Origin of the sequence: Streptomyces ipomoeae 91-03, assembly GCF_000317595.1 — a bacterium.
GTDB classification, from domain to species: Bacteria; Actinomycetota; Actinomycetes; order Streptomycetales; family Streptomycetaceae; genus Streptomyces; species Streptomyces ipomoeae.
In genome coordinates, this window is record NZ_AEJC01000231.1 from 1 (window position 1) to 19,835 (window position 19,835).

General features: G+C 71.1%; 21 protein-coding genes and 1 tRNA gene. 15 read left to right on the plus strand and 7 right to left on the minus strand.

Annotation, left to right across the window (positions count from 1 at the left end):
* Positions 1–317 precede the first annotated feature (317 nt).
* From STRIP9103_RS14990 to STRIP9103_RS15020, 7 genes are all read left to right on the plus strand, one after another.
* Positions 318–2,393, plus strand: coding sequence for a sensor histidine kinase (locus STRIP9103_RS14990; RefSeq protein WP_009311529.1), 2,076 nt, complete (start codon positions 318–320; stop codon positions 2,391–2,393).
* A gap of 80 nt (positions 2,394–2,473) precedes the next feature.
* Entirely contained in the window at positions 2,474–2,905 is a 432-nt protein-coding gene (locus STRIP9103_RS14995) for a roadblock/LC7 domain-containing protein (RefSeq protein WP_009311539.1), read from the plus strand.
* A 2-nt stretch (positions 2,906–2,907) separates the two neighbouring features.
* Positions 2,908–3,279 (plus strand): DUF742 domain-containing protein, encoded by a 372-nt coding sequence (locus STRIP9103_RS15000; protein ID WP_009311535.1) that lies wholly within the window; start codon positions 2,908–2,910, stop codon positions 3,277–3,279.
* The gene (locus STRIP9103_RS15005; protein WP_009311517.1) at positions 3,257–3,856 is read left to right on the plus strand and encodes a GTP-binding protein; all 600 of its coding nucleotides are present in this window, start codon (positions 3,257–3,259) and stop codon (positions 3,854–3,856) included. The genes STRIP9103_RS15000 and STRIP9103_RS15005 overlap by 23 nt, the downstream gene beginning before the upstream one ends.
* Entirely contained in the window at positions 3,853–4,479 is a 627-nt protein-coding gene (locus STRIP9103_RS15010) for a GAF domain-containing protein (RefSeq protein WP_009311552.1), read from the plus strand. The genes STRIP9103_RS15005 and STRIP9103_RS15010 overlap by 4 nt, the downstream gene beginning before the upstream one ends.
* 145 nt (positions 4,480–4,624) lie before the next feature.
* Complete coding sequence (gene tdh, locus STRIP9103_RS15015; RefSeq protein ID WP_009311543.1) at positions 4,625–5,653, plus strand: L-threonine 3-dehydrogenase; 1,029 nt, start codon at positions 4,625–4,627, stop codon at positions 5,651–5,653.
* A gap of 136 nt (positions 5,654–5,789) precedes the next feature.
* Positions 5,790–6,560: an IS5/IS1182 family transposase gene (locus STRIP9103_RS15020; protein ID WP_048820106.1), complete on the plus strand. Its 771-nt coding sequence runs from the start codon at positions 5,790–5,792 to the stop codon at positions 6,558–6,560.
* Between the two features lie 81 nt (positions 6,561–6,641).
* Here STRIP9103_RS15020 and STRIP9103_RS46455 read toward each other — a convergent pair.
* Positions 6,642–7,516, minus strand: a protein-coding gene (locus STRIP9103_RS46455; protein ID WP_374005668.1) for an IS5 family transposase whose coding sequence is annotated in 2 segments (ribosomal slippage) — positions 6,642–7,124 and positions 7,127–7,516 — 873 coding nt in all. Because the reading frame shifts where the segments join, the coding sequence is not laid out codon by codon here.
* 104 nt (positions 7,517–7,620) lie between these two features.
* A complete protein-coding gene (locus STRIP9103_RS15035; RefSeq protein WP_048820106.1) occupies positions 7,621–8,391 on the minus strand; it encodes an IS5/IS1182 family transposase in 771 nt (256 codons plus the stop codon).
* 54 nt (positions 8,392–8,445) lie between these two features.
* Between STRIP9103_RS15035 and STRIP9103_RS15040 the strand changes: the two genes are divergently transcribed.
* From STRIP9103_RS15040 to STRIP9103_RS15060, 5 genes are all read left to right on the plus strand, one after another.
* Complete coding sequence (locus tag STRIP9103_RS15040) at positions 8,446–9,714, plus strand: glycine C-acetyltransferase (RefSeq protein WP_009311553.1); 1,269 nt, start codon at positions 8,446–8,448, stop codon at positions 9,712–9,714.
* A gap of 343 nt (positions 9,715–10,057) precedes the next feature.
* Entirely contained in the window at positions 10,058–10,960 is a 903-nt protein-coding gene (locus STRIP9103_RS15045; RefSeq protein ID WP_009311510.1) for a LysR family transcriptional regulator, read from the plus strand.
* A 67-nt stretch (positions 10,961–11,027) separates the two neighbouring features.
* The gene (locus STRIP9103_RS15050; protein ID WP_009311523.1) at positions 11,028–11,597 is read left to right on the plus strand and encodes a helix-turn-helix domain-containing protein; all 570 of its coding nucleotides are present in this window, start codon (positions 11,028–11,030) and stop codon (positions 11,595–11,597) included.
* Positions 11,598–11,623: 26 nt separating this feature from the next.
* Entirely contained in the window at positions 11,624–12,250 is a 627-nt protein-coding gene (locus STRIP9103_RS15055; protein WP_100243915.1) for a GNAT family N-acetyltransferase, read from the plus strand.
* 30 nt (positions 12,251–12,280) lie between these two features.
* Positions 12,281–12,640, plus strand: a complete 360-nt coding sequence (locus STRIP9103_RS15060; protein ID WP_009311537.1) for an MmcQ/YjbR family DNA-binding protein — start codon at positions 12,281–12,283, stop codon at positions 12,638–12,640.
* Positions 12,641–12,754: 114 nt separating this feature from the next.
* Here the strand turns inward: STRIP9103_RS15060 and STRIP9103_RS15065 are convergent, their stop codons facing one another.
* Positions 12,755–13,675: a transketolase family protein gene (locus STRIP9103_RS15065; protein WP_009311511.1), complete on the minus strand. Its 921-nt coding sequence runs from the start codon at positions 13,673–13,675 to the stop codon at positions 12,755–12,757.
* A 66-nt stretch (positions 13,676–13,741) separates the two neighbouring features.
* A complete protein-coding gene (locus STRIP9103_RS15070; RefSeq protein WP_009311545.1) occupies positions 13,742–14,443 on the minus strand; it encodes a thiamine pyrophosphate-dependent enzyme in 702 nt (233 codons plus the stop codon).
* A 179-nt stretch (positions 14,444–14,622) separates the two neighbouring features.
* On the opposite strand from STRIP9103_RS15070, the gene STRIP9103_RS15075 reads away from it, so the two are divergent.
* The 3 genes from STRIP9103_RS15075 to STRIP9103_RS15085 all read left to right on the plus strand — a co-directional run bounded on the left by STRIP9103_RS15075 (position 14,623) and on the right by STRIP9103_RS15085 (position 18,198).
* Positions 14,623–14,699, plus strand: a tRNA-Pro gene (locus STRIP9103_RS15075).
* Positions 14,700–14,886: 187 nt separating this feature from the next.
* Positions 14,887–17,307, plus strand: coding sequence for a SpoIIE family protein phosphatase (locus STRIP9103_RS15080; protein ID WP_048820315.1), 2,421 nt, complete (start codon positions 14,887–14,889; stop codon positions 17,305–17,307).
* Between the two features lie 69 nt (positions 17,308–17,376).
* A complete protein-coding gene (locus STRIP9103_RS15085; protein WP_100243914.1) occupies positions 17,377–18,198 on the plus strand; it encodes an SDR family oxidoreductase in 822 nt (273 codons plus the stop codon).
* A 133-nt stretch (positions 18,199–18,331) separates the two neighbouring features.
* Here the strand turns inward: STRIP9103_RS15085 and STRIP9103_RS15090 are convergent, their stop codons facing one another.
* From STRIP9103_RS15090 to STRIP9103_RS15100, 3 genes are all read right to left on the minus strand, one after another.
* Positions 18,332–18,562 (minus strand): DUF6480 family protein, encoded by a 231-nt coding sequence (locus STRIP9103_RS15090; protein ID WP_009311531.1) that lies wholly within the window; start codon positions 18,560–18,562, stop codon positions 18,332–18,334.
* 85 nt (positions 18,563–18,647) lie between these two features.
* Entirely contained in the window at positions 18,648–19,070 is a 423-nt protein-coding gene (locus STRIP9103_RS15095; protein WP_009311541.1) for a CBS domain-containing protein, read from the minus strand.
* Between the two features lie 172 nt (positions 19,071–19,242).
* A complete protein-coding gene (locus STRIP9103_RS15100) occupies positions 19,243–19,833 on the minus strand; it encodes a GNAT family N-acetyltransferase (RefSeq protein ID WP_009311512.1) in 591 nt (196 codons plus the stop codon).
* Positions 19,834–19,835 lie beyond the last annotated feature (2 nt).

Genomic DNA, 19,835 nt, shown 5'->3' on the forward strand with positions numbered 1-19,835 from the left:
CTCGCTGTTTTTTATCGACTGCCCCTGACCGGCTCTGATCGAAATGCAGAGCCAATGTGACAGTAAGGGGAAAGTGATGAGAATGCGCGTCCGAAGGATTTCCGATCTGTTGTGCGAGGCCCATACCAGAGCCGCGCGCTTTACGGAGTTCTTTGTCAACCGCACGCCGCACATGGCGCGTTGGCGAACTACTGTGAGTCGCCGCCGGACGACGCGGGGCCGAATTCTTCGACTCTCCCGACCGACATGCGATGACGCATGCCCAAGTCGCCAGGCGCGGCCCCCCACACCCCAGACGGACCAGTACGAGGACGCTGATGTCTCACCTTCGCGCACCGGCCGCACGCCCAGACCGCCGTGAGGGCGGTCGGCACGGGCGGTCGGCCACCCGCGCTGTCCCCTCACTGCCCGAGGTCCACATACGGCCACAGCTGCTGCGCCTGGCGGTCCTGCCCCCCACCGCGGTGGCCCTCAGCGCCTGCGCAGCCGTCCTCTTCACCGTCCGCGCCGGCGGCGCCCGCCCCGGCCTGACGCTCTGGGCGGTCCTCGCCGGAGCCGCCGGGGTCGCCTGCGCCGCCGTCCTCATCGCCGCCGTCGCCGCGGGCCGCACCGCCAAGTCCGTACGTGAACGCCTGGCCGCCCTGAGCCGGCTCAGCGCCAAGGGCGAGGACGACGTGCGCGCCCTCGTCGAGGCGCTGCGCCGCGGCGAACAGCCGCCCGCGCGCGGGCCGCACGCCAGGGCCGCCGCCGACGCGGACGACTTCGAGCAGCTCACCGCCGACCTGCGACGCGCCCACGACAGCGCCCTCACCGCGGTCGTCCAGGCCTCCCAGCTCTCCAGCCACGTCGGCAGCGAGCAGAAGCTCGAGGTCTTCGTGAACCTGGCGCGTCGACTGCAGTCCCTGGTGCAGCGCGAGATCTCCATTCTCGACGACCTGGAGAACGAGATCGAGGACCCCGACCTCCTCAAGGGCCTCTTCCACGTGGACCACCTCGCCACCCGCATCCGCCGCCACGCCGAGAACCTCGCCGTCCTCGGCGGCGCCGTCTCCCGCCGCCAGTGGAGCAACCCCGTCTCCATGACCGAGGTGCTGCGCTCCGCGATCGCCGAGGTCGAACAGTACTCCCGGGTCAAACTGGTGCCCCCGATCGACGGCACCCTGCGCGGGCACGCCGTGGCCGACGTCATCCACCTGCTGGCCGAACTCGTCGAGAACGCCACGGTGTTCTCCGCCCCCCACACCCAGGTCCTGCTCCGCGCCACCCTCGTCACCTCCGGGCTCGCCGTCGAGGTCGAGGACCGGGGCCTCGGCATGCCCGTCACCGAGCAGGAGAAGATGAACGCCCTGCTCGCCGACCCCGACCAGGTCAATGTCGCGAGCCTCCTCCAGGACGGCCGCATCGGTCTCTTCGTGGTCTCCCAACTCGCCCGCCGCCACGGCATCCAGGTCCGCCTCCAGAGCAACATCTACGGCGGCGTCCAGGCCGCCTTCGTCATCCCGCAAGGACTCCTGGGCAACGACCCCGAAGCCCCCGGCGACGTACCGCAGACCCAGCCCCGGGCCCAGCAGAACACCGGCGTGCGACGGCCGACCGCCGTGCCACCCCAGGCCCGATCCGCCCCGTCCCGGCGGACGTCCGCCTCCGGCCCGTCGGACCGGTCGGCGTCCAGCACCTCGGACCGTCCGGCGAGCGGACAGCCGTTCAGGCCGGCGCCCGCCCAGGCCGCTTCCCCGCAGTCCGCCCACCCGGTCCCCCCGCAGCCGGCCCGCCCCGAGTCCGGGGGCACCGCCACCCCGAGCCGGCCCCGCCCCTCCGTGCCCCGGCAGGCGGGGCCGGATCGAGGCAACGGCCGGCAGAACCCGGGCAGGAGCGGCAGTGGCCTGACCCCGCTGCCCGTGCGCGGCGCCCGGGACGAGCGGCCCAACCCCGCCGAGGCCGTCCCCGGCATCCGCCCCGACGAGCGGCGGACCGTGGCGGAGAACAGCGTGACGCTCCCGACCCCGCGCGTCGGCGGCACGGTCCGCGGCACCATGGGCAAGCCCCAACTGCCCAGACGCCGCGCCCAGCAGCACATCGTGCCCCAGCTCCGCGGCGGCCCCCCGCCCATGCCCCGCCAGGACCCCGACCACTACATCGGGCACGACCCCGGGCTGATGGCGGCCTTCCAGCGCGGCATCGGGCTCGCCGAGGCCCGCCAACTGGAGACCTCCGACTGGGACACCTCGGCCCTGCACACGACCACGGTCGACCTGCCACCCCCGGACGCCTCGTCCCGCATCGACCTCTGCGGCCCCACCACGGGCGCCGCCCCCATAGCCGTACCGCCGTCGACCCCCGACGCGGCCCACGACCTCACGTCCCGGCAGGACGGGAGCACACCGGCCGGATGATCAGCCCCCTCACCACTCCCGCGACCGTCCCCACCCCGTCCGCTCCCGCTGACCTTCGTACCCCAAGGAGTCGATCCACCATGGCGAGCGATGCGCCGACCGGCCAGGTATCCGATCTCGACTGGCTGATGAGCGGTCTCGTGCAGCGTGTACCGCACACCACGAGCGCGGTACTGCTGTCCTGCGACGGGCTCGTGAAGTCGGTCCACGGCCTCGACCCGGACAGCGCCGACCACATGGCGGCCCTGGCCTCCGGTCTGTACTCCCTCGGCCGCAGCGCGGGCGTCCGCTTCGGCGACGGCGGCGACGTACGCCAGGTCGTCGTCGAACTCGACTCGACACTGCTCTTCGTCTCCACCGCGGGCTCCGGCACCTGCCTCGCCGTGCTCGCCGGACGCGAGGCCGACGCCGCCGTCCTCGGCTACGAGATGGCGATGCTCGTCAAGAGCGTCCGCCCGTACCTGGTCACCCAGCCCCGCCAGACCGTCGAACCCCCGGCGATGAGGCCTTGAGCGTGTCCGCGGCCGGCGACGGCCCCCTGTACGACGACGCCGCAGGGCGTCTCGTACGGCCCTACACCGTCATCAACGGCCGGACCCGGCCGACCACCGCGCTCGATCTCCTCTCGCAGGTGATGGCCACCGGGGCGACCCCCCTCGGCTATCTCGGCCCCGAGCACGCACAGGCACTCGACCTGTGCCGGGCACCCGTCTCGGTCGCCGAGATCGCCGCCCACCTCAAGCTGCCGGCGGCGGTCACCAAGGTGCTGCTGTCCGACCTGGTCGACTGCGGGGCTCTCACCACCAAGCCCCCGGCCTTCCACCACCACCCGACAGACCGGTCTCTTCTGGAGGCAGTGCTCGATGGACTACGACGACAGCTCTGACCCCTTTCCCACCGCACTCAAAATCCTGGTGGCGGGAGGGTTCGGGGTAGGCAAGACGACCTTCGTCGGCGCGGTGAGCGAGATCGCGCCGCTGAGCACGGAGGAACTGCTCACCACCGTGAGCGCCGCGACCGACAGCCTCGACGGCATCGAGAACAAGGTCGAGACGACCGTGGCCATGGACTTCGGCCGCATCACCCTCGACCCGCGACATGTGCTCTATCTGTTCGGCACGCCCGGGCAGCAGCGCTTCTGGTTCATGTGGGACGAACTCTCCGAGGGCGCCCTCGGAGCGGTCATCCTCGCCGACACCCGCCGCCTGGAGGACTGCTTCGCCGCCGTCGACTTCTTCGAACAGCGCGGCCTTGCCTTCATCGTCGCCGTCAACGAGTTCGACGGCTCCTTCCGCTACAGCGCCGACGAGGTGCGCGCGGCCCTCGACCTCGACCCGGAGACCCCCGTCGTCTGCTGCGACGCCCGGATCTCCAGCTCGGGCGTCCAGACCCTGCTCACCCTCGTACGCCACCTCCTCGCCCACACCCCCGCGGAGATCCCCAGCCACGGAGCCCACACATGACGTACGGCCGGCTCCTGCTCACCCCCGAGGACCGGGACGCCCCCGAACGCGTCCGGCGCCTCAGGCTGCTCGGACTCGGCGACCACGCCGAACCGTTCTTCGACGCCTTCGCCGACCGGCTCGCCGAGGTCGCCTCGGTGCCGTACGCGATGGTCAACTTCATCGACGAGCACCGGCAGTTCTTCGCCGGCCTGCACCTGCCGACCGGGCCGGCCGGCGACGTCGGCGCGCTCGGCGCGGATCGTCACCTCGCCCGTGACCACGGCTTCTGCCCCCATGTGGTGGTCCGCCGCAAGGCGTTGGTCCTCGACGACGTCCGCGACTACCCGAGGTTCGCCGGCAATCCCGTCGTCGACGACCACGGCGTCCGCTCCTACCCCGGCGCCCCACTGATCGACCGCACGGGCATCGCCCTCGGCACGGTCTGCGTCCTCGACATGGAGCCGAGACCGTGGGGGAGGGCCGGACTGGACACCATCAAGGCGATGGCGGCGGAGCTGACGGCGCAGATCGAGGCCCGGGAGGCCTTCCCTCAACCCGTTCGGCCAACCCCCTCGGCGCCGGAGGCGGAGGGCACATCATGGCGGATCGGCCTCTCGGGTGGCGAGCGCGGGCGGGCGTGAAGGAAAGCTGCGGCACCGCTTAAGAAATCCTCGATGGACCGGGGCACCGTCGTACGGCAGATTGCTACGCGTTTCCACCCCTCTCCCCGGACCCGGGTCCCTTCGCCGTGCCCCGCTCCGGGACCTCACCCACGGGAGCCGTACGTTGAAGGCGCTGGTCAAGGAGAAGGCGGAGCCCGGGCTGTGGCTCATGGACGTCCCGGAGCCCGGGATCGGCCCCGGCGACGTACTGATCAAGGTGCTGCGCACCGGCATCTGCGGCACCGATCTGCACATCCGGGCCTGGGACGGCTGGGCGCGACAGACCATCCGTACGCCGCTCGTGGTCGGGCACGAGTTCGTCGGCGAGGTCGTGGAGACCGGCCGGGACGTCTCGGACATCGCCGTCGGCGACCTGGTCAGCGGCGAGGGCCATCTGGTGTGCGGCAAGTGCCGCAACTGTCTCGCCGGACGACGTCATCTGTGCCGTGCCACCGTAGGACTCGGCGTCGGGCGCGACGGCGCGTTCGCGGAGTACGTGGCGCTGCCCGCGTCCAATGTGTGGGTGCACCGGGTCCCCGTGGACCTGGACGTCGCGGCGATCTTCGACCCGTTCGGCAACGCCGTGCACACCGCGCTGTCCTTCCCGCTGGTCGGCGAGGACGTGCTCATCACCGGCGCGGGCCCCATCGGTCTGATGGCCGCCGCCGTCGCCAGGCACGCCGGCGCGCGGAACGTCGTGATCACGGACGTCAGCGCGGACCGACTGGCGCTGGCCCGCAAGACAGGGGTCAGCCTCGCACTGGACGTCAGCGAGTCGACCATCGCCGACGGACAGCGCGCCCTCGGTCTGCGCGAGGGCTTCGACGTTGGCCTGGAGATGTCCGGCAACCCCGCGGCGATGCGCGACATGCTCGCCAACATGACGCACGGCGGCAGGATCGCCATGCTCGGGCTGCCGTCCGAGGAGTTCGCCGTCGACTGGTCCCGGATCGTCACCTCGATGATCACCATCAAGGGCATCTACGGCCGGGAGATGTTCGAGACCTGGTACGCGATGTCGGTGCTGCTGGAGGGCGGCCTGGACCTCGCACCCGTGATCACCGGCCGCTACGGCTACCGCGACCACGAAGCCGCGTTCGCGGACGCGGCGAGCGGCTCGGGCGGCAAGGTCATCCTCGACTGGACCGCCTGACCGGCCGCGCGAGCGGCGTGATTCCGGAGCGACTCCCCTTCCGGATCCCGGCTTCCGCACTCCGCAGCAACTCCCCTTCCGCGTAAGCACTTCTAAAGGGTGTTGCAGAAGGCTCGGTTCAGGGCATTTTGCCTGTATGGGTGGGGTGTTGCGGGCTGAGTCGGTGTGGGTGGAGACGTTCACGGGCTTGCGGATGGATCGGTTCGTGAAGCTGGTGAAGGTGGTGCGGGAGCAGGGCGGTGACGGGCCCGGTGGAGGCCGTCCGTGGTGCCTGCCGCTGGCGGACCGGGTCCTGCTGGTGGCCGTCTACTACCGCACCAACCTCACCATGCGGCAGCTCGCCCCGCTCTTCGGCATCTCCCCGGCGACTGTCTGCCGGGTCATCCAGCGCCTGCGACCGCTGCTCGCGCTGGAGCCCGCCCCACGGCCGGTCGCCGAGGCGGACCGGCTGTGGATCGTGGACGGCACCCTGATCCCGGTCCGCGACCGCAGCGTGGGTGCCTCGAGCCGCAACTACCGGTTCTCGGCGAACGTGCAGGTCATCATTGATGCCGACACCCGCCTGGTCATCGCCTCGGCCCGGCCGGCCCCGGGCAACAAGGCCGACGCTCACGTCTGGCGGGAGTCCGACCTGCCGGCCGTGGCGACCGGAACCACGGTGCTCGCGGACGGCGCCTACCTCGGCACCGGCCTCATCGTCCCGCACCGCAGAAGAGCCGGACGCCCCCTGCTGCGCGGGCAGCAGGAGGACAACGCCGAACACCGACGCGTCAGGGCCCGCGTCGAGCACACCTTCGCCCGCATGAAGAACTGGAAGATCCTCCGCGACTGCCGTCAGAAAGGCGACGGCCTTCACCACGCCGTCCAGGCCGTCGCCACCATGCACAACCTCGCCCTCGCCGGGTGAAACACCAGGTCAAGCACCACTTCGACCTGCCCGAGGAGAACCTTCTGCAACACCCTTTAGGGTGCGTTTTGAAAGTGCTGGTCACAGCCACTCGTTGATGGCTGCGACCAGCACGGTCGCCTCGTAGCGAACTGCCAACTTGTCGTATCTCGTGGCGACAGCGCGGTGCCGCTTGAGGCGATTGATTCCGCACTCGACCGCGTGGCGCTCCTTGTAGTCGGCCTTGTCGAACTTAGGTGGCCGGCCGCCGTGGGAGCCGCGGTTCTTGCGGTTGGCGATCTGGTCGCGCTTCTCCGGGATCGTGCAGCGGATACCGCGCTTGCGCAGGTAGGCACGGTTCGCGCGGGAGCCGTACGCCTTGTCGGCACGCACCTTGTCCGGCCGGGTGCGCGGGCGGCCCGACCCGAGCCGGGGCACCCGGATGCGGCCCAAGACCACCTGGAACTGCGGGGAATCACCGCGCTGTCCTGCCGTGATGACCAGCGACATCGGTTTCTGGGCCTGCTCGACCGCCAGGTGGAGCTTGGTTGTCAGCCCGCCCCGGGAGCGTCCGAGCCCGTGGTCGTCGGGCTCGATGAACACACCGCCTGGCGGCTCGATCTGCAGATCCCCTTTTTGCGGGCGCCGGCCGCATGCTGGTGGGCGCGGGCGATGGTCGAGTCCACCGAGACGTCCCAGGTGATCAGTCCCTCGGCGTCGGCCTGGGCCTGCAGCTGTTCGAAGATGCGGTGCCAGGTGCCGTCCCGCTGCCAGCGGCGGAACAGGCCGTAGACCGTCTCCCACGGGCCATAGCGCTCGGGCACGTCCCGCCAGGGAGCACCGGCGCGGGTGCGCCACCGTATGCCGTCTATCAGTTGCCGCTTGGTGTGCACCGGTGGCCGTCCAGGCTTCTTGCCGACCGGGAGCAGGGGCTCCAGCTTCGCCCACTGTGTATTCGTCAGATCATGCCGCCCCACGAAGTGGGATCTTGACACATCAAGATCCACATATGAAACGCACCCTAAAGGGTGTTGCAGAAGGTTCTCCTCGGGCAGGTCGAAGTGGTGCTTGACCTGGTGTTTCACCCGGCGAGGGCGAGGTTGTGCATGGTGGCGACGGCCTGGACGGCGTGGTGAAGGCCGTCGCCTTTCTGACGGCAGTCGCGGAGGATCTTCCAGTTCTTCATGCGGGCGAAGGTGTGCTCGACGCGGGCCCTGACGCGTCGGTGTTCGGCGTTGTCCTCCTGCTGCCCGCGCAGCAGGGGGCGTCCGGCTCTTCTGCGGTGCGGGACGATGAGGCCGGTGCCGAGGTAGGCGCCGTCCGCGAGCACCGTGGTTCCGGTCGCCACGGCCGGCAGGTCGGACTCCCGCCAGACGTGAGCGTCGGCCTTGTTGCCCGGGGCCGGCCGGGCCGAGGCGATGACCAGGCGGGTGTCGGCATCAATGATGACCTGCACGTTCGCCGAGAACCGGTAGTTGCGGCTCGAGGCACCCACGCTGCGGTCGCGGACCGGGATCAGGGTGCCGTCCACGATCCACAGCCGGTCCGCCTCGGCGACCGGCCGTGGGGCGGGCTCCAGCGCGAGCAGCGGTCGCAGGCGCTGGATGACCCGGCAGACAGTCGCCGGGGAGATGCCGAAGAGCGGGGCGAGCTGCCGCATGGTGAGGTTGGTGCGGTAGTAGACGGCCACCAGCAGGACCCGGTCCGCCAGCGGCAGGCACCACGGACGGCCTCCACCGGGCCCGTCACCGCCCTGCTCCCGCACCACCTTCACCAGCTTCACGAACCGATCCATCCGCAAGCCCGTGAACGTCTCCACCCACACCGACTCAGCCCGCAACACCCCACCCATACAGGCAAAATGCCCTGAACCGAGCCTTCTGCAACACCCTTTAGGAGCCTTCCGATGTTCGACTCCGTGCGCGACGACCTGCGCACCACCCTCGACGAGATCCGCGCCGCCGGCCTGCACAAGCCCGAGCGGGTCATCGGCACCCCGCAGTCCGCGACCGTGAACGTCACGGCGGGCGGCCGTCCCGGCGAGGTCCTCAACTTCTGCGCCAACAACTACCTCGGCCTCGCCGACCACCCCGAGGTGATCGCCGCCGCCCACGAGGCGCTTGACCGCTGGGGCTACGGCATGGCCTCCGTCCGCTTCATCTGCGGTACGCAGGAGGTGCACAAGGAGTTGGAGGCCAGGCTGTCGGCGTTCCTCGGCCAGGAGGACACGATCCTGTACTCCTCCTGCTTCGACGCCAACGGCGGTGTCTTTGAGACCCTGCTCGGGCCCGAGGACGCGGTGATCTCCGACGCCCTCAACCATGCCTCGATCATCGACGGCATCCGGCTCTCCAAGGCCCGCCGCCTCCGCTACGCCAACCGCGATCTGGCCGATCTGGAACGGCGGTTGAAGGAGGCGACCGAGGCCGGCGCACGCCGGAAGCTGATCGTCACGGATGGTGTCTTCTCGATGGACGGCTATGTGGCGCCCTTGGCCGACATCTGCGACCTCGCGGACCGGCACGACGCCATGGTCATGGTCGACGACTCGCACGCCGTCGGCTTCACCGGCCCCGGCGGTCGCGGCACCCCCGAACTGCACGGCGTCATGGACCGCGTCGACATCGTCACCGGCACCCTCGGCAAGGCCCTCGGCGGCGCCTCCGGCGGTTATGTCGCCGCCCGCGCCGAGATCGTCGCCCTGCTGCGCCAGCGCTCCCGCCCGTACCTCTTCTCGAACACGCTCGCCCCGGTGATCGCGGCGGCCTCGCTCAAGGTCCTCGATCTGCTGGAGTCGGCCGACGACCTCCGGGTCCGGCTCGCCGAGAACACGGCACTGTTCCGCAGCCGTATGACGGAGGAGGGCTTCGACATCCTTCCCGGCGACCACCCCATCGCCCCCGTGATGATCGGCGACGCGGCGAAGGCGGGCCGACTGGCGGAACTGCTGCTGGAGCGCGGCGTGTACGTGATCGGCTTCTCCTACCCGGTCGTCCCGCAGGGCCAGGCCCGCATCCGCGTCCAACTGTCCGCCGCGCACTCGACGGAGGACGTCAACCGGGCGGTGAACGCGTTCGTCGCGGCCCGCGCGGAGTTGGAGGCGGACCGCGCCGAGCTCGACGGGTCGGAGGCGGCCCCTGCCGAACCGGAGGCGCGGGAGGCACCGGGAGCCTGAGAGGGACAGGCTCCGGAACCACCGTCGGTCTGCGGGACGGGTTCCGGAAGCGCGGTCGGGTTGTGCGGGGCGGGTTCCGGAAGCGCGGTCGGGTTGTGCGGGGCGGGTTCCGGAAGCGCGGTCGGGTTGAGTGGGACGGGTTCCGGAAGTGCTGTCGGGCTGAGTGGGGCCGGTTCCGGAAGCACGTGTCGGCCCGAGCGGAACCTGCTCCGGAAGTGCTGTTGGGTTGTGCGGGGCGGGTTCCGGAAGTGCGGTCGGCCCGAGCGGAAGCCGCTCCGGAAGCACCTGTCGGCCCCGAGCCGGACCGGCTCGGGGGAAAGCGGGCATTTGAGAGAATCGACCCATGATCGAAGCGCGGCGGCTCCACATCCTTCGTGCGGTGGCCGACCACCGCACGGTCACGGCGGCTGCCGCCGCGCTCTATCTCACCCCGTCCGCCGTCTCCCAGCAGCTGACCGCGCTGGAACAGGAGACGGGCCACCGTCTCGTCGAGCGCGGCGCCAAGGGCGTACGGCTGACCCCGGCCGGCGAGATCCTGCTCAGCCACACCAACGTGGTCCTCGCCCAACTGGAGCGGGCGGCGGCGGAGTTGGCCGCGTACAGCTCGGGCCAGGCCGGCACGGTCACCGTCGCCTCCTTCGCCACCGGCATCGCCCTGGTCGTCGCGCCCGCGGTGGCCCGCCTCGCGGCCTCGGCGCCCGGCATACGCCTCCGCGTCCAGGACGCCGAGGGCGACGCCAGCCTCCTGATGGTGCTGGACCGGCAGGTCGACATCGCCGTCGCCGTCGAGTACCGCGGGGCGCCGTCGGCCGACGATCCCCGCCTGACATACGTGCCCCTCTACGCCGAGCCCTTCGACGCGGTCGTCCCGGTCACCCACCGGCTCGCCGAGGCCGACGAGGTGCCCCTCGCCGAGCTGGCCAAGGACCCGTGGATCGGCCCCTACCCCGGCAACCCCTGCCACGACGTCGTCGTCCTGGCCTGCGAGACGGCCGGCTTCCAGCCCCGCCTCGAACACTCCTCGGACGACTTTCGCGCGGTCGTCGCCCTGGCCTCCGCCGACGCGGGCGTGGCCCTCGTACCGAGGTCGGCGCTGCGCGGGATGGACCTCACGGGGGTGGTCGTACGCCCCGTGGACGGGGTGGCCCCCACCCGACGGGTCTTCGCGGCGATACGACGAGGAGCGGAGGAGCATCCGCTGATCCGCCCGGTGCTGGAGGCCCTGGGGGAGGCGGCCCGGACGTGAGCGTCCCGTACGCGTAACCCGCGTGTCTCATGTTCGGGATATCCTCCCGGATGTGAGACACGTTGATGTGGCCTCCCGTCCGGACCCCGTCGATGTCCGCCTCGCCGCCCGTCTCGCCGAGCTGCGAGGCGAACGCGGCTGGTCGCTGGACGAGTTGGCGGACCGCAGCGGAGTGAGCCGTTCGACCCTCTCCCGTGCCGAACGCGCGGAGACCAGCCCCACCGCCGCGCTACTGAACCGCCTGTGCCAGGTCTACGGCCGCACCATGTCCCAGCTGCTCAGCGAGGTCGAGACCGAGCCCGTCACCGTCGTACGCGCCGCCGACCAGGCCGTCTGGGAGGACAAGGCCTCCGGCTTCGTACGGCGGTCCGTGTCGCCGCCGACCGCCGGGCTGCGCGCCGAACTGATCGAAGGACGCCTCGCGGCGGGCTCCGACATCGCCTACGACGGGCCGTCCGTACCCGGTCTCGAACAGCACATCTGGGTCCTGGACGGCACCCTCCACCTGACGGACCGGGGTGTCGAGCACGAGTTGGCGGCCGGCGACTGTCTGCGGATGCGGGCGTGGGGGCCGACCCGGTTCCGCTGTCCGGGGCCGGAAGAGGTGCGGTACGCGTTGCTGGTGGTGGAGCCGTGAGCGGGACGGGGGCAGAGGGCGTGAGTGTGATCGAAAGACTTGACGGTGCTCAACTGGTCGGCTGCGTTGAGGAGTTGGCGGATCTGCTGACCGGCACCGTGGACGGCGGGGCCTCCATCGGCTTCCTCTCGCCGCTCGACCGTGCGGCGGCCGTCGCCTGGTGGCGGGGGCGGGCCGAGGCGGTGATGGCCGGTGAACTCGCCGTGTGGGTGGCGCGCGACAGGGGCCGGGTGGTCGGCACGGTCGGTCTCGCCTTCCCGGACAAGCCGAACAGCCGTCACCGGGCCGAACTCGTCAAACTGATGGTCCACCGGGACGCCCGTGGCCAGGGCCTCGGACGGGCCCTGCTCACGACCGCCGAGCGGGCCGCCGTCGCCATGGGCGTCACGCTCCTCCACCTGGATACCGAGACCGACAGCCCCGCCGAACACCTCTACGACAGGGCCGGCTGGACCCGGATCGGCGTCATCCCCGACTACGCGGCGGACCCGCACGGGACGCTCCGGCCGACGTCGATCTACTTCAAGGAAGTGGGCGACGTCCGGGTGGGAGGCGCGAGGGGGGTCGGCGCACGGGTGGGAGGCGTGCGGGCGGGGGAGCAGGGCCTGGCGGCCGAGGCCGGGACGTCCTCGGTCTCGACTCCCGCCCGGTGATTGTCAGTGGCGACCGCTACGGTGCGTCTCATGCCCGATGCCGAAGACGTACGACGTGTCGCCCTCTCCCTGCCCGACACCACGGAGAAGGTCGCCTGGAGCATGCCCACATTCCGGGTCGCGGGGAAGATGTTCGCCACCCTGCCCGAGGACGAGACGTCCATGGCCGTGCGCTGCCCCAAGGAGGAGCGCGACGAACTGGTTCTCGCCGAGCCCGACAAGTTCTGGATCGCCGACCACGAGGCGGGTTTCGCCTGGGTCCGGGTGCGGCTGTCGGCCCTGGAGGACGAGCCCGAGCTGCGCGACATCCTCGCCGACTCCTGGCGCCAGGCGGCCCCGCCCCGACTCCTGGAGGCGTACCCGGAGGTGGGGCTGCCGACTGGCGGGTGACTGACTGACTTGGCCGGCGGGGTCGGCCCAGCCGTGGGTGGGCCGGGCCCGGGTCGGCCGGGGCGAGGGACGTCGGACGCCGACCCGGGGCCCTCGGACGCCGACCCGGGCCCATCAAACGCCGACCCTCGCCCCCAGGAACCCCTCGATCCGCTCCCGTAGCGAGGCCGCGTCCAGGCCGTGCGCGGCCACGTGCTCCTCCATCTGTCCGTAGCGCCGCAGCTCCCGACGGCCGACCCCGAGCCCCAGTACCCGGTGCGGCACATCGGCGAGGGCCCGGGTCGCAGCCGCCGTCGAGGTGCCCGCCAGACAGGGCTCGACGAGTACGACATCCGTGCCCGCTCCTTCCATCGCCCGGCGCAGCGCCGCCGAGTCGAAGGGGCGGACGGTGGTCGCGTACAGCACGGTCAGGTCGAGCCCCTCCGTGGCGGCGAGGACGGCGTCCAGCATCGGCCCGACCGCGACGACGACACCCCGGCGTCCCTCGCGCACGGTGAGGAACCGCTCCCCGTCCACCGCGAGCGCCCGCGCGTTGGACTGCAGGGACAGCCGCACGTAGACCTTGTCGTCCTTGCCCTCACCCGCGCCGACCGCGTGCCGGAGCAGTGCCTCGGCCTCGTCGGGATGCCCCGGCACATGCACGGTCCAGCCGTCGAGCGTGTCGAGCAGGGCCACGTCGCCGGGTGACATGTGGGTGAAGCCGCCGGCCGGCCAGTCGAAGGAGGCGGCAGCGCTTACCAGCACCGCGCCCACATCCTGGTGCCCGAGGTCCAGCTTCACCTGCTCGAAGGGCCGCTCGACCAGGAAACTCGCGAACGTGTGCACCACCGGCCGCATACCGGTCAGCGCCAGTCCCGCGCCCGCCCCGATCAGCAGCTGTTCTCGAATACCGACGTTGATCACTCGATCCGGATGCCTGCGGATCGCTGCCGCGAAGCCGTCCCTGCCGATCTCGGCGAGGACCACCGCGACCCGGGAGTCCTCGTCGAGCAGCTGGGAGACCACAGGGGCGAAACGGTCACGCATCGTGTCCATGAGGGGAACGTCCTTTCGGGAAGTCAGCGGGGGAGAGGGACTGCGGTGTGGTCGGTCCCGGAGGGCTCATGTGTTCTTCGGTTCGACCCGGGCCACCACGACACGCGGCCTGCCCGGATGGGGCGCGGTGAAGGCGGCGTACAGCGCCTCGTGGTCCCGGCCGTCCACGGTCTCGGCGGACCAGCCCGCCGTCTCGAACCGCGCGGCGATGCCGCCCGGCAGGGCATGGCTGGCGGAGGAGTTGTCGATCACGACGGTGTGCAGCCGGTCGAGGCCGGCCGGTCCGGCGTACGCGATCGCCTCGTGATTGCTGCCCTCGTCCAGCTCGGCGTCCCCGATCAGTACCCACACCGCGGGATCGACCCGCCCCTGGGCGCGTAGCCCGAGCGCCGTCCCGACCGCGATGGGCAGGCCGTGCCCGAGTGACCCGCTGCCGATCTCGGCGCCCGGCACGAGCACCCGGTCCGGGTGGTGGCCGAGCGGGGAGTCGTACGAGCCGAAGCCCGGCAGCCAGTCGACGGGGACGAAACCCTTGGCGGCGAGCACCGCGTAGTAGGCCATCGGCCCGTGCCCCTTGGACAACAGGAACCGGTCCCGCTCCGGATCGTCCATCCGCTCCGGCGTCACCCGCAGCACCCGGTCGTAGAGCACCCACAGCACATCCAGCGTGGACGTGGCCGCGGGCCCGTGCTTCTCGTCGCCCGTCATCAGCCCCATCAGCCGGGGCAGATCCGTGAACTCATGGGTGCGTTCAGCTGTCGTCGTCATGCGGAAGAGCGTGCAACCTCAACCAAGCTTCAGGTCAAGCGGCACCTGCGGCATCCCCTCGCGTCCGCCGCTCCCCTCGCGACAAGGGGCCCTGATAAACGGGTGCGCGACCACCGGCCCGAGTGCGGTATTGTTTCCGTGCGCGTTCAGCCAGGGGAAACCCCAGGTCAGACGGGCACCGGGACGTGGCGCAGCTTGGTAGCGCACTTGACTGGGGGTCAAGGGGTCGCAGGTTCAAATCCTGTCGTCCCGACCAGCTTCATCGCAGGTCGGAGGCCGTTCTCTCATTCGTGGGAGGGCGGCTTCTCGTGTTCCTGGGGGAGGGTGTGCTCCGAGTCGGCGGCGGGGGGTTCCACTGCCGGCGGGGAGCCGGCTCGACCGGCAGTGCCTCGTTCTCCTGGCGTTGGGCTGTCCGGGGGACCTGGGCGTGGCATGCTCAAGGAATGGTGAGCGAGGCCGCACTTCCCGATGACGGGGTCACCCCTGATGTGCTGGCTTTGGCGAAGGTCGTCGCCAGGTTGCGTGCCGAGGTCGTGGATCTGGAGGGCGTGGCCGCCATGACGGCCGTCCTCGAACGTGCCAAGGGTGTCGTCATGGCCCAGGCAGGGGTTTCGGCGGACACGGCCTATGAGTTGCTGCTCGGGCGAGCCGAGCGGCAGCGGCGCACCCTCATGGAGGAGTGCTGGATCACCCTGGGGCGGGTCGGCCGGGGACCCGCCCGGCAGCCGGTGCCGGCCCCCGGCTCCGAGCCCGCGGCCGAAGGGCAGGCCGACCTCGGGCCCTTCGGCGCCGACCAGTCGCTTGCCGACACCGGGGGCGGCACCAGCCGGCAGACGCTTCTGGCCCGGGTCGCCGAGGGCCTGGCCGACGCCCGCACACCCGACGGCGTGGCCGAACTGCTGCGGACGGTACTGAACGCCGCCGAGGACGTGGACGCCGTCATGATCTACACCATGGCGACCCCCGGGAGCCTGGAGCTGACCGGGCACGCCGGCGTCGACCAGGCTGTGGCCGACCAGTGGAGCCATATCCCACCGCTCGGCGGTGTCGCCGCGCTGGAGGCGATCGCCGAGGAGAGAGCCCTGTGGCTGGAGGACCCGGAGCGGGACGCCGCCCGATACGTGCTCATCGGAGGTCCGCCCGAACGATGGCCCTCACGTGCCTGGATCCCCCTGCCCGGCACACGGCCGACGACCACCGTCGTCGGGATCCTCCGGACCCGGCGCGGTCCGTTCGACACCAGGACGCGGACCCTGCTGCGCCGGGCCGTCCGACTGTGCGCCGGACCCCTGAGCGTGGGCCGGGGCGCCGACACCCTCGACCTGGCCCACGGGGGCGTGGACGCGGTCCAGCGGATCCTGGACGTGCTGCCCGGACCCGCGCTCCTGCTCACCCCCCTGCGCGCGGAGTCAGGTGTCGTGGAGGACTACAGGATCGACGCGGCGGCCCCGGAATCGGTCGACGTGGCCGGCCGCCGGGGCAAGGAACTGATCGGCCGACGAGTCCTGGAGACGTACCCGACCGTGGCGGGCACCCCGCTGTGGGACGGATATCTGGACTCGCTGACGACGGGCACGGTCTTCGAGAGCGAACCCTTCACCTATCGGGAAGTGCTCGCGGGCGTCCCGCAGGAGTCCACCTATTCCGTGCGCGCGTCCCGACTGGGGGACCGCCTGGTGGTGTCCTGGATCCGCCATGACACGAGCGAACTGGAGGCCCGCCGCCTCGCCGACATGGAGCGGCTGGGCAACCTGGGCTGGGCGAGCTGGAACCTGATGACGGACACCATCACCTGGTCCGATCAGGTCTACGCCATTTTCGACCGGGACCCCTCCAGCGGGCCCCTGCCCCTGGAGGAACTGCCCAGGCTTCTGGTGCCGGACGACCTACCCGCGCTCGGCGCGGCCCTACGTCGGCTCCTCGCCGACGGCACCGCCATTGACCAGCACTTCCGTATCACCACCGCGTCGCACGGGGTACGGCACCTGCGCATCGTCGCGGAGGCGCGGACGGACGTGGACGGGGCACCGGTCGAGGTGCACGGCTTCTTCCAGGACCTCACCGCGCAGCGCGACGCCGAGATCGCCCTGAAGGAGAGCGAACGCGCCGTCCTGCTCCAGCGAGGCATGCTCCAGGCCGAGCGCGGGCTCGCCGCCCGGCTTCAGGAGACCCTGCTGCCCATTCCCGAGCAGTCGCTGGAACTCGCCCACCTGCGCGTCGACGTCGCCTACCTGCCCGCCGACAGCGGAGTGAACGTGGGCGGCGACTGGTACAGCGCCATCGAACTCCCCGACGACAGCGCCCTGTTCGTCGTCGGAGACGTGGCCGGACACGGTCTGGCCGCTGTCGGCACGATGGCCCAGCTGAGGTTCACCGCGAAGGGCATGGCCATCACGGGATCGGCGCTGCCCGACGTCCTCAGACGCCTCAACAGCCTCCTGCTGCACACGGCCTCGGGCCCGTACGGAGCGACGGCCACCATGGTCATGGCCCGCTACCGGCCCTGGGACCACCGGCTGACCTGGGTGAGGGCGGGGCATCTGCCGCCCTTGCTGGTGCGCGGTGTCGAAGCGACGTTCCTCACGCAGCCCGAGGGCGGTCTCCTCGGAGTGGTCCCCGACTGCGCGTACGCCCAGGCCGAGATCGACCTGCGGCCCGGGGACCGGCTGCTGTTCTACACCGACGGTCTCGTGGAAGAACCGGGTGAGGACATCGAGGCAGGCCTGTGGCGGCTCGCCGAAGCCACCCTCCGGCTTCTGCGCGAAGGCCGGGGCGACACCCTCGCCCATGACCTGGCCGCACTGCGGCCCCACCACCGTGACGACATCTGTGTCCTGGCCGTCCACGTGCCCGACGGATCCTGAACCGATCCCCGTGTGGTGGGAGCAGCCGATCCCCGTGTGGTGGGAGCGACGTGGGGTACGCGGGTGCCCGTGGAATCGCAACACGACAACCCCCCGTCCCGTACCGCCCCCGTGGCCCTGATCACCGGGTCCGACTCGGGCATCGGCCGTGCCACCGCCGTACGGCTGGCGGACGCCGGCATGGACATCGGGATCACCTGGCACCGCGATCAGGAAGGGGCGCGGCGCACGGCGGAAGAGGTCCGCCGGACCGGGCGGCGCGCCGCGATCGCGCGGCTCGATCTCACCCGGCTCCCGGACGCCGCCGGTGTCATCGACCGGCTGGCCGACGAGCTGGGCGGGGTCGACGTACTGGTCAACAACGCCGGGACCGGGACCATGACCCCGTTCCTCGATCTGGACCTCAGCACCGTGCGCCAGGTCATCGACGTCGATCTGGTGGGGCCGTTCCTCTGCGGTCAGCACGCCGCCCGCCGCATGATCGCCCAGGGCGGCGGCGGACGGATCATCAATGTCACCAGCGTCCACGAGCACCAGCCCCGCGTGGGCGCGGCGCCGTACTGTGCCGCCAAGGGCGGGCTCGGGCTGCTCACGCAGGTGATGGCTCTGGAGCTGGCCGAGCACGGGATCACCGTCAACGCCGTCGCTCCCGGGGAGATCGCCACGCCGATGACCGGCCAGGAGGACACCGACGTCACGACCGAGCGGCGGCCCGGCGTGCCGCTCGGCCGCCCGGGGGACGCCCGGGAGGTCGCGGCCGTGATCGCCTTCCTCGCCGGGCCGGACGCGTCCTACGTCACGGGTGCCTCATGGGCGGTGGACGGCGGGATGCTGCGGATGGGGCCGCAGGCCGGTTCCCACCTCCCCGACGATGCCTGGCGGCGGCCCTGAGCCCTGAACCATGGGAGGCCCTGAACCACCACAGGAGAGCGGCAGCCGCCCTGAACCCACCTGAGCCCAGGAGAACAGGAATCCTGAACAGCACAGGAATCCTGAACAGCGCAGGATCCTGAACCCTGGGAGATCAGGAGGCGATCAGGGCCACCGCCATGGCGATCAGTCCGATCGCGACCAACGCCACCACCACCATGATCAGGACGAGCGGCATGGGCCCCCACCCTTTGCGCAGCTCGGCCTGCTCCCGGTGGGAGACGCCGGACGTACCGCCCTCGGCGGGCGGGGTCTCACCGGGTGGCACGGCGCCGCCCGGTTCGAGTCCCGGAGTGCGTGTCGGCTCCGGATCGGGGCTGGTCATGGTGCACGCTCCTTTCGGACCCGGGCCGGTGGGGGCAGCCCGTGGTCCGTCTTCTGGCGCCCGACGTCCCGTCGGGAGACGAGCGCTATCGGTTGGGCTCCGCGGCACTGATGTCGCCCAGTGCGGACTCCGGGTCGCGTTCGATGGCCAGGTCGCCGATGGAGACGACTCCCACCGGGTGCTGTTCCTTGTCGACGACGGGCACACGGCGTACGGCGTGCTCGCGCATGACTTCCACCGCGCGCTTCACGTCGTCGTCGGGCCCCACCGTGACCAGGTCTTCGCTGCACGCGCCGGCCACCGTCGTCTGCTCCAGGTCGCCGCCCTTGGCCACCGCGCGGACCACCAGGTCGCGGTCGCTGACCAGCCCGCGAAGCCGGTCGCCCTCGGTGACCAGAACGGCGCCGATGTTCTCGTCCCGCATCTTCCGGGCCACCGCCGTCACCGAGGTCTGCGGCTCGACGGTCACCAGATCGGTCGTCATGACGTCGCGAACATGCTGAGGCATGGAACCATCCCTCCGTGGACTGGGGCGGTGCCGTTCACCGCCGCTCGGCCCCCGAGTACCCACAAGCGACCGGCCCCCACGTCCGACATCGCGGGAAACACGGAGGCCGTACCGGGCGGCGCCGATACGGCCTCGTGATCATGCGTGGGTGGTCGGGGACGGGCGGGACGCGTCAGGTCGGGTCGGTGGTCAGATGCTGTTTCACCCGGGGCCACTCGGCGCGCAGGACGCTGTAGAAGATGGCGTCGCGGCGGCGACCGCCGGGCATGTAGTTGAAGCTGCGCAGGGTGCCTTCCTCGACGGCGCCGATGTTGCGCAGCCCGCGCCGTGCCTGCTCGTTGAGGATGTCGGTCTTGAACTCGACGCGTTCCGCGCCGAGCCGTTCGAAGGCGTGCTCCAGGAGCAGGTACTTCGCCCAGCGGTTGACGCCCTTGCCGCGGAAGTCGCGGCCCAGCCAGGACCAGCCGATCTCCAGCCGGGCGTCCGCCTCGGCCATGTTGCCGTAGCTCATGCTGCCGGCGATCCGCCCGGAGGCCTTGTCGGTGACGACGAACACGACCCGGCGGCCGGCCGCCTGGTCGGCGAGGCAGGTGTCGAAGAAGACCTTGAAGTCCGTCTCGTTCTCCACGGCCGCCACGAAGTACCGCCAGATGTGCGGGTCCATGGCGACGGCGCGAATCCCCTCACGGTCCGCCTCGGTGACCGGATGGAGCTCAACATGCTTGTTTTCCAGGACTGTTGATGCTTTCTCTGCCCAGGTCATGG

Coding starts and splice junctions, on each gene's coding strand:
- STRIP9103_RS14990 (WP_009311529.1), top strand. CDS start 318: ATGTCTCACCTTCGCGCACCGGCCGCACGCCCAGACCGCCGTGAGGGC.
- STRIP9103_RS14995 (WP_009311539.1), top strand. CDS start 2,474: ATGGCGAGCGATGCGCCGACCGGCCAGGTATCCGATCTCGACTGGCTG.
- STRIP9103_RS15005 (WP_009311517.1), top strand. CDS start 3,257: ATGGACTACGACGACAGCTCTGACCCCTTTCCCACCGCACTCAAAATC.
- STRIP9103_RS15010 (WP_009311552.1), top strand. CDS start 3,853: ATGACGTACGGCCGGCTCCTGCTCACCCCCGAGGACCGGGACGCCCCC.
- STRIP9103_RS15020 (WP_048820106.1), top strand. CDS start 5,790: ATGGGTGGGGTGTTGCGGGCTGAGTCGGTGTGGGTGGAGACGTTCACG.
- STRIP9103_RS15035 (WP_048820106.1), bottom strand. CDS start 8,391: ATGGGTGGGGTGTTGCGGGCTGAGTCGGTGTGGGTGGAGACGTTCACG.
- STRIP9103_RS15040 (WP_009311553.1), top strand. CDS start 8,446: ATGTTCGACTCCGTGCGCGACGACCTGCGCACCACCCTCGACGAGATC.
- STRIP9103_RS15045 (WP_009311510.1), top strand. CDS start 10,058: ATGATCGAAGCGCGGCGGCTCCACATCCTTCGTGCGGTGGCCGACCAC.
- STRIP9103_RS15060 (WP_009311537.1), top strand. CDS start 12,281: ATGCCCGATGCCGAAGACGTACGACGTGTCGCCCTCTCCCTGCCCGAC.
- STRIP9103_RS15065 (WP_009311511.1), bottom strand. CDS start 13,675: ATGGACACGATGCGTGACCGTTTCGCCCCTGTGGTCTCCCAGCTGCTC.
- STRIP9103_RS15070 (WP_009311545.1), bottom strand. CDS start 14,443: ATGACGACGACAGCTGAACGCACCCATGAGTTCACGGATCTGCCCCGG.
- STRIP9103_RS15080 (WP_048820315.1), top strand. CDS start 14,887: ATGGTGAGCGAGGCCGCACTTCCCGATGACGGGGTCACCCCTGATGTG.
- STRIP9103_RS15090 (WP_009311531.1), bottom strand. CDS start 18,562: ATGACCAGCCCCGATCCGGAGCCGACACGCACTCCGGGACTCGAACCG.
- STRIP9103_RS15095 (WP_009311541.1), bottom strand. CDS start 19,070: ATGCCTCAGCATGTTCGCGACGTCATGACGACCGATCTGGTGACCGTC.
- STRIP9103_RS15100 (WP_009311512.1), bottom strand. CDS start 19,833: ATGACCTGGGCAGAGAAAGCATCAACAGTCCTGGAAAACAAGCATGTT.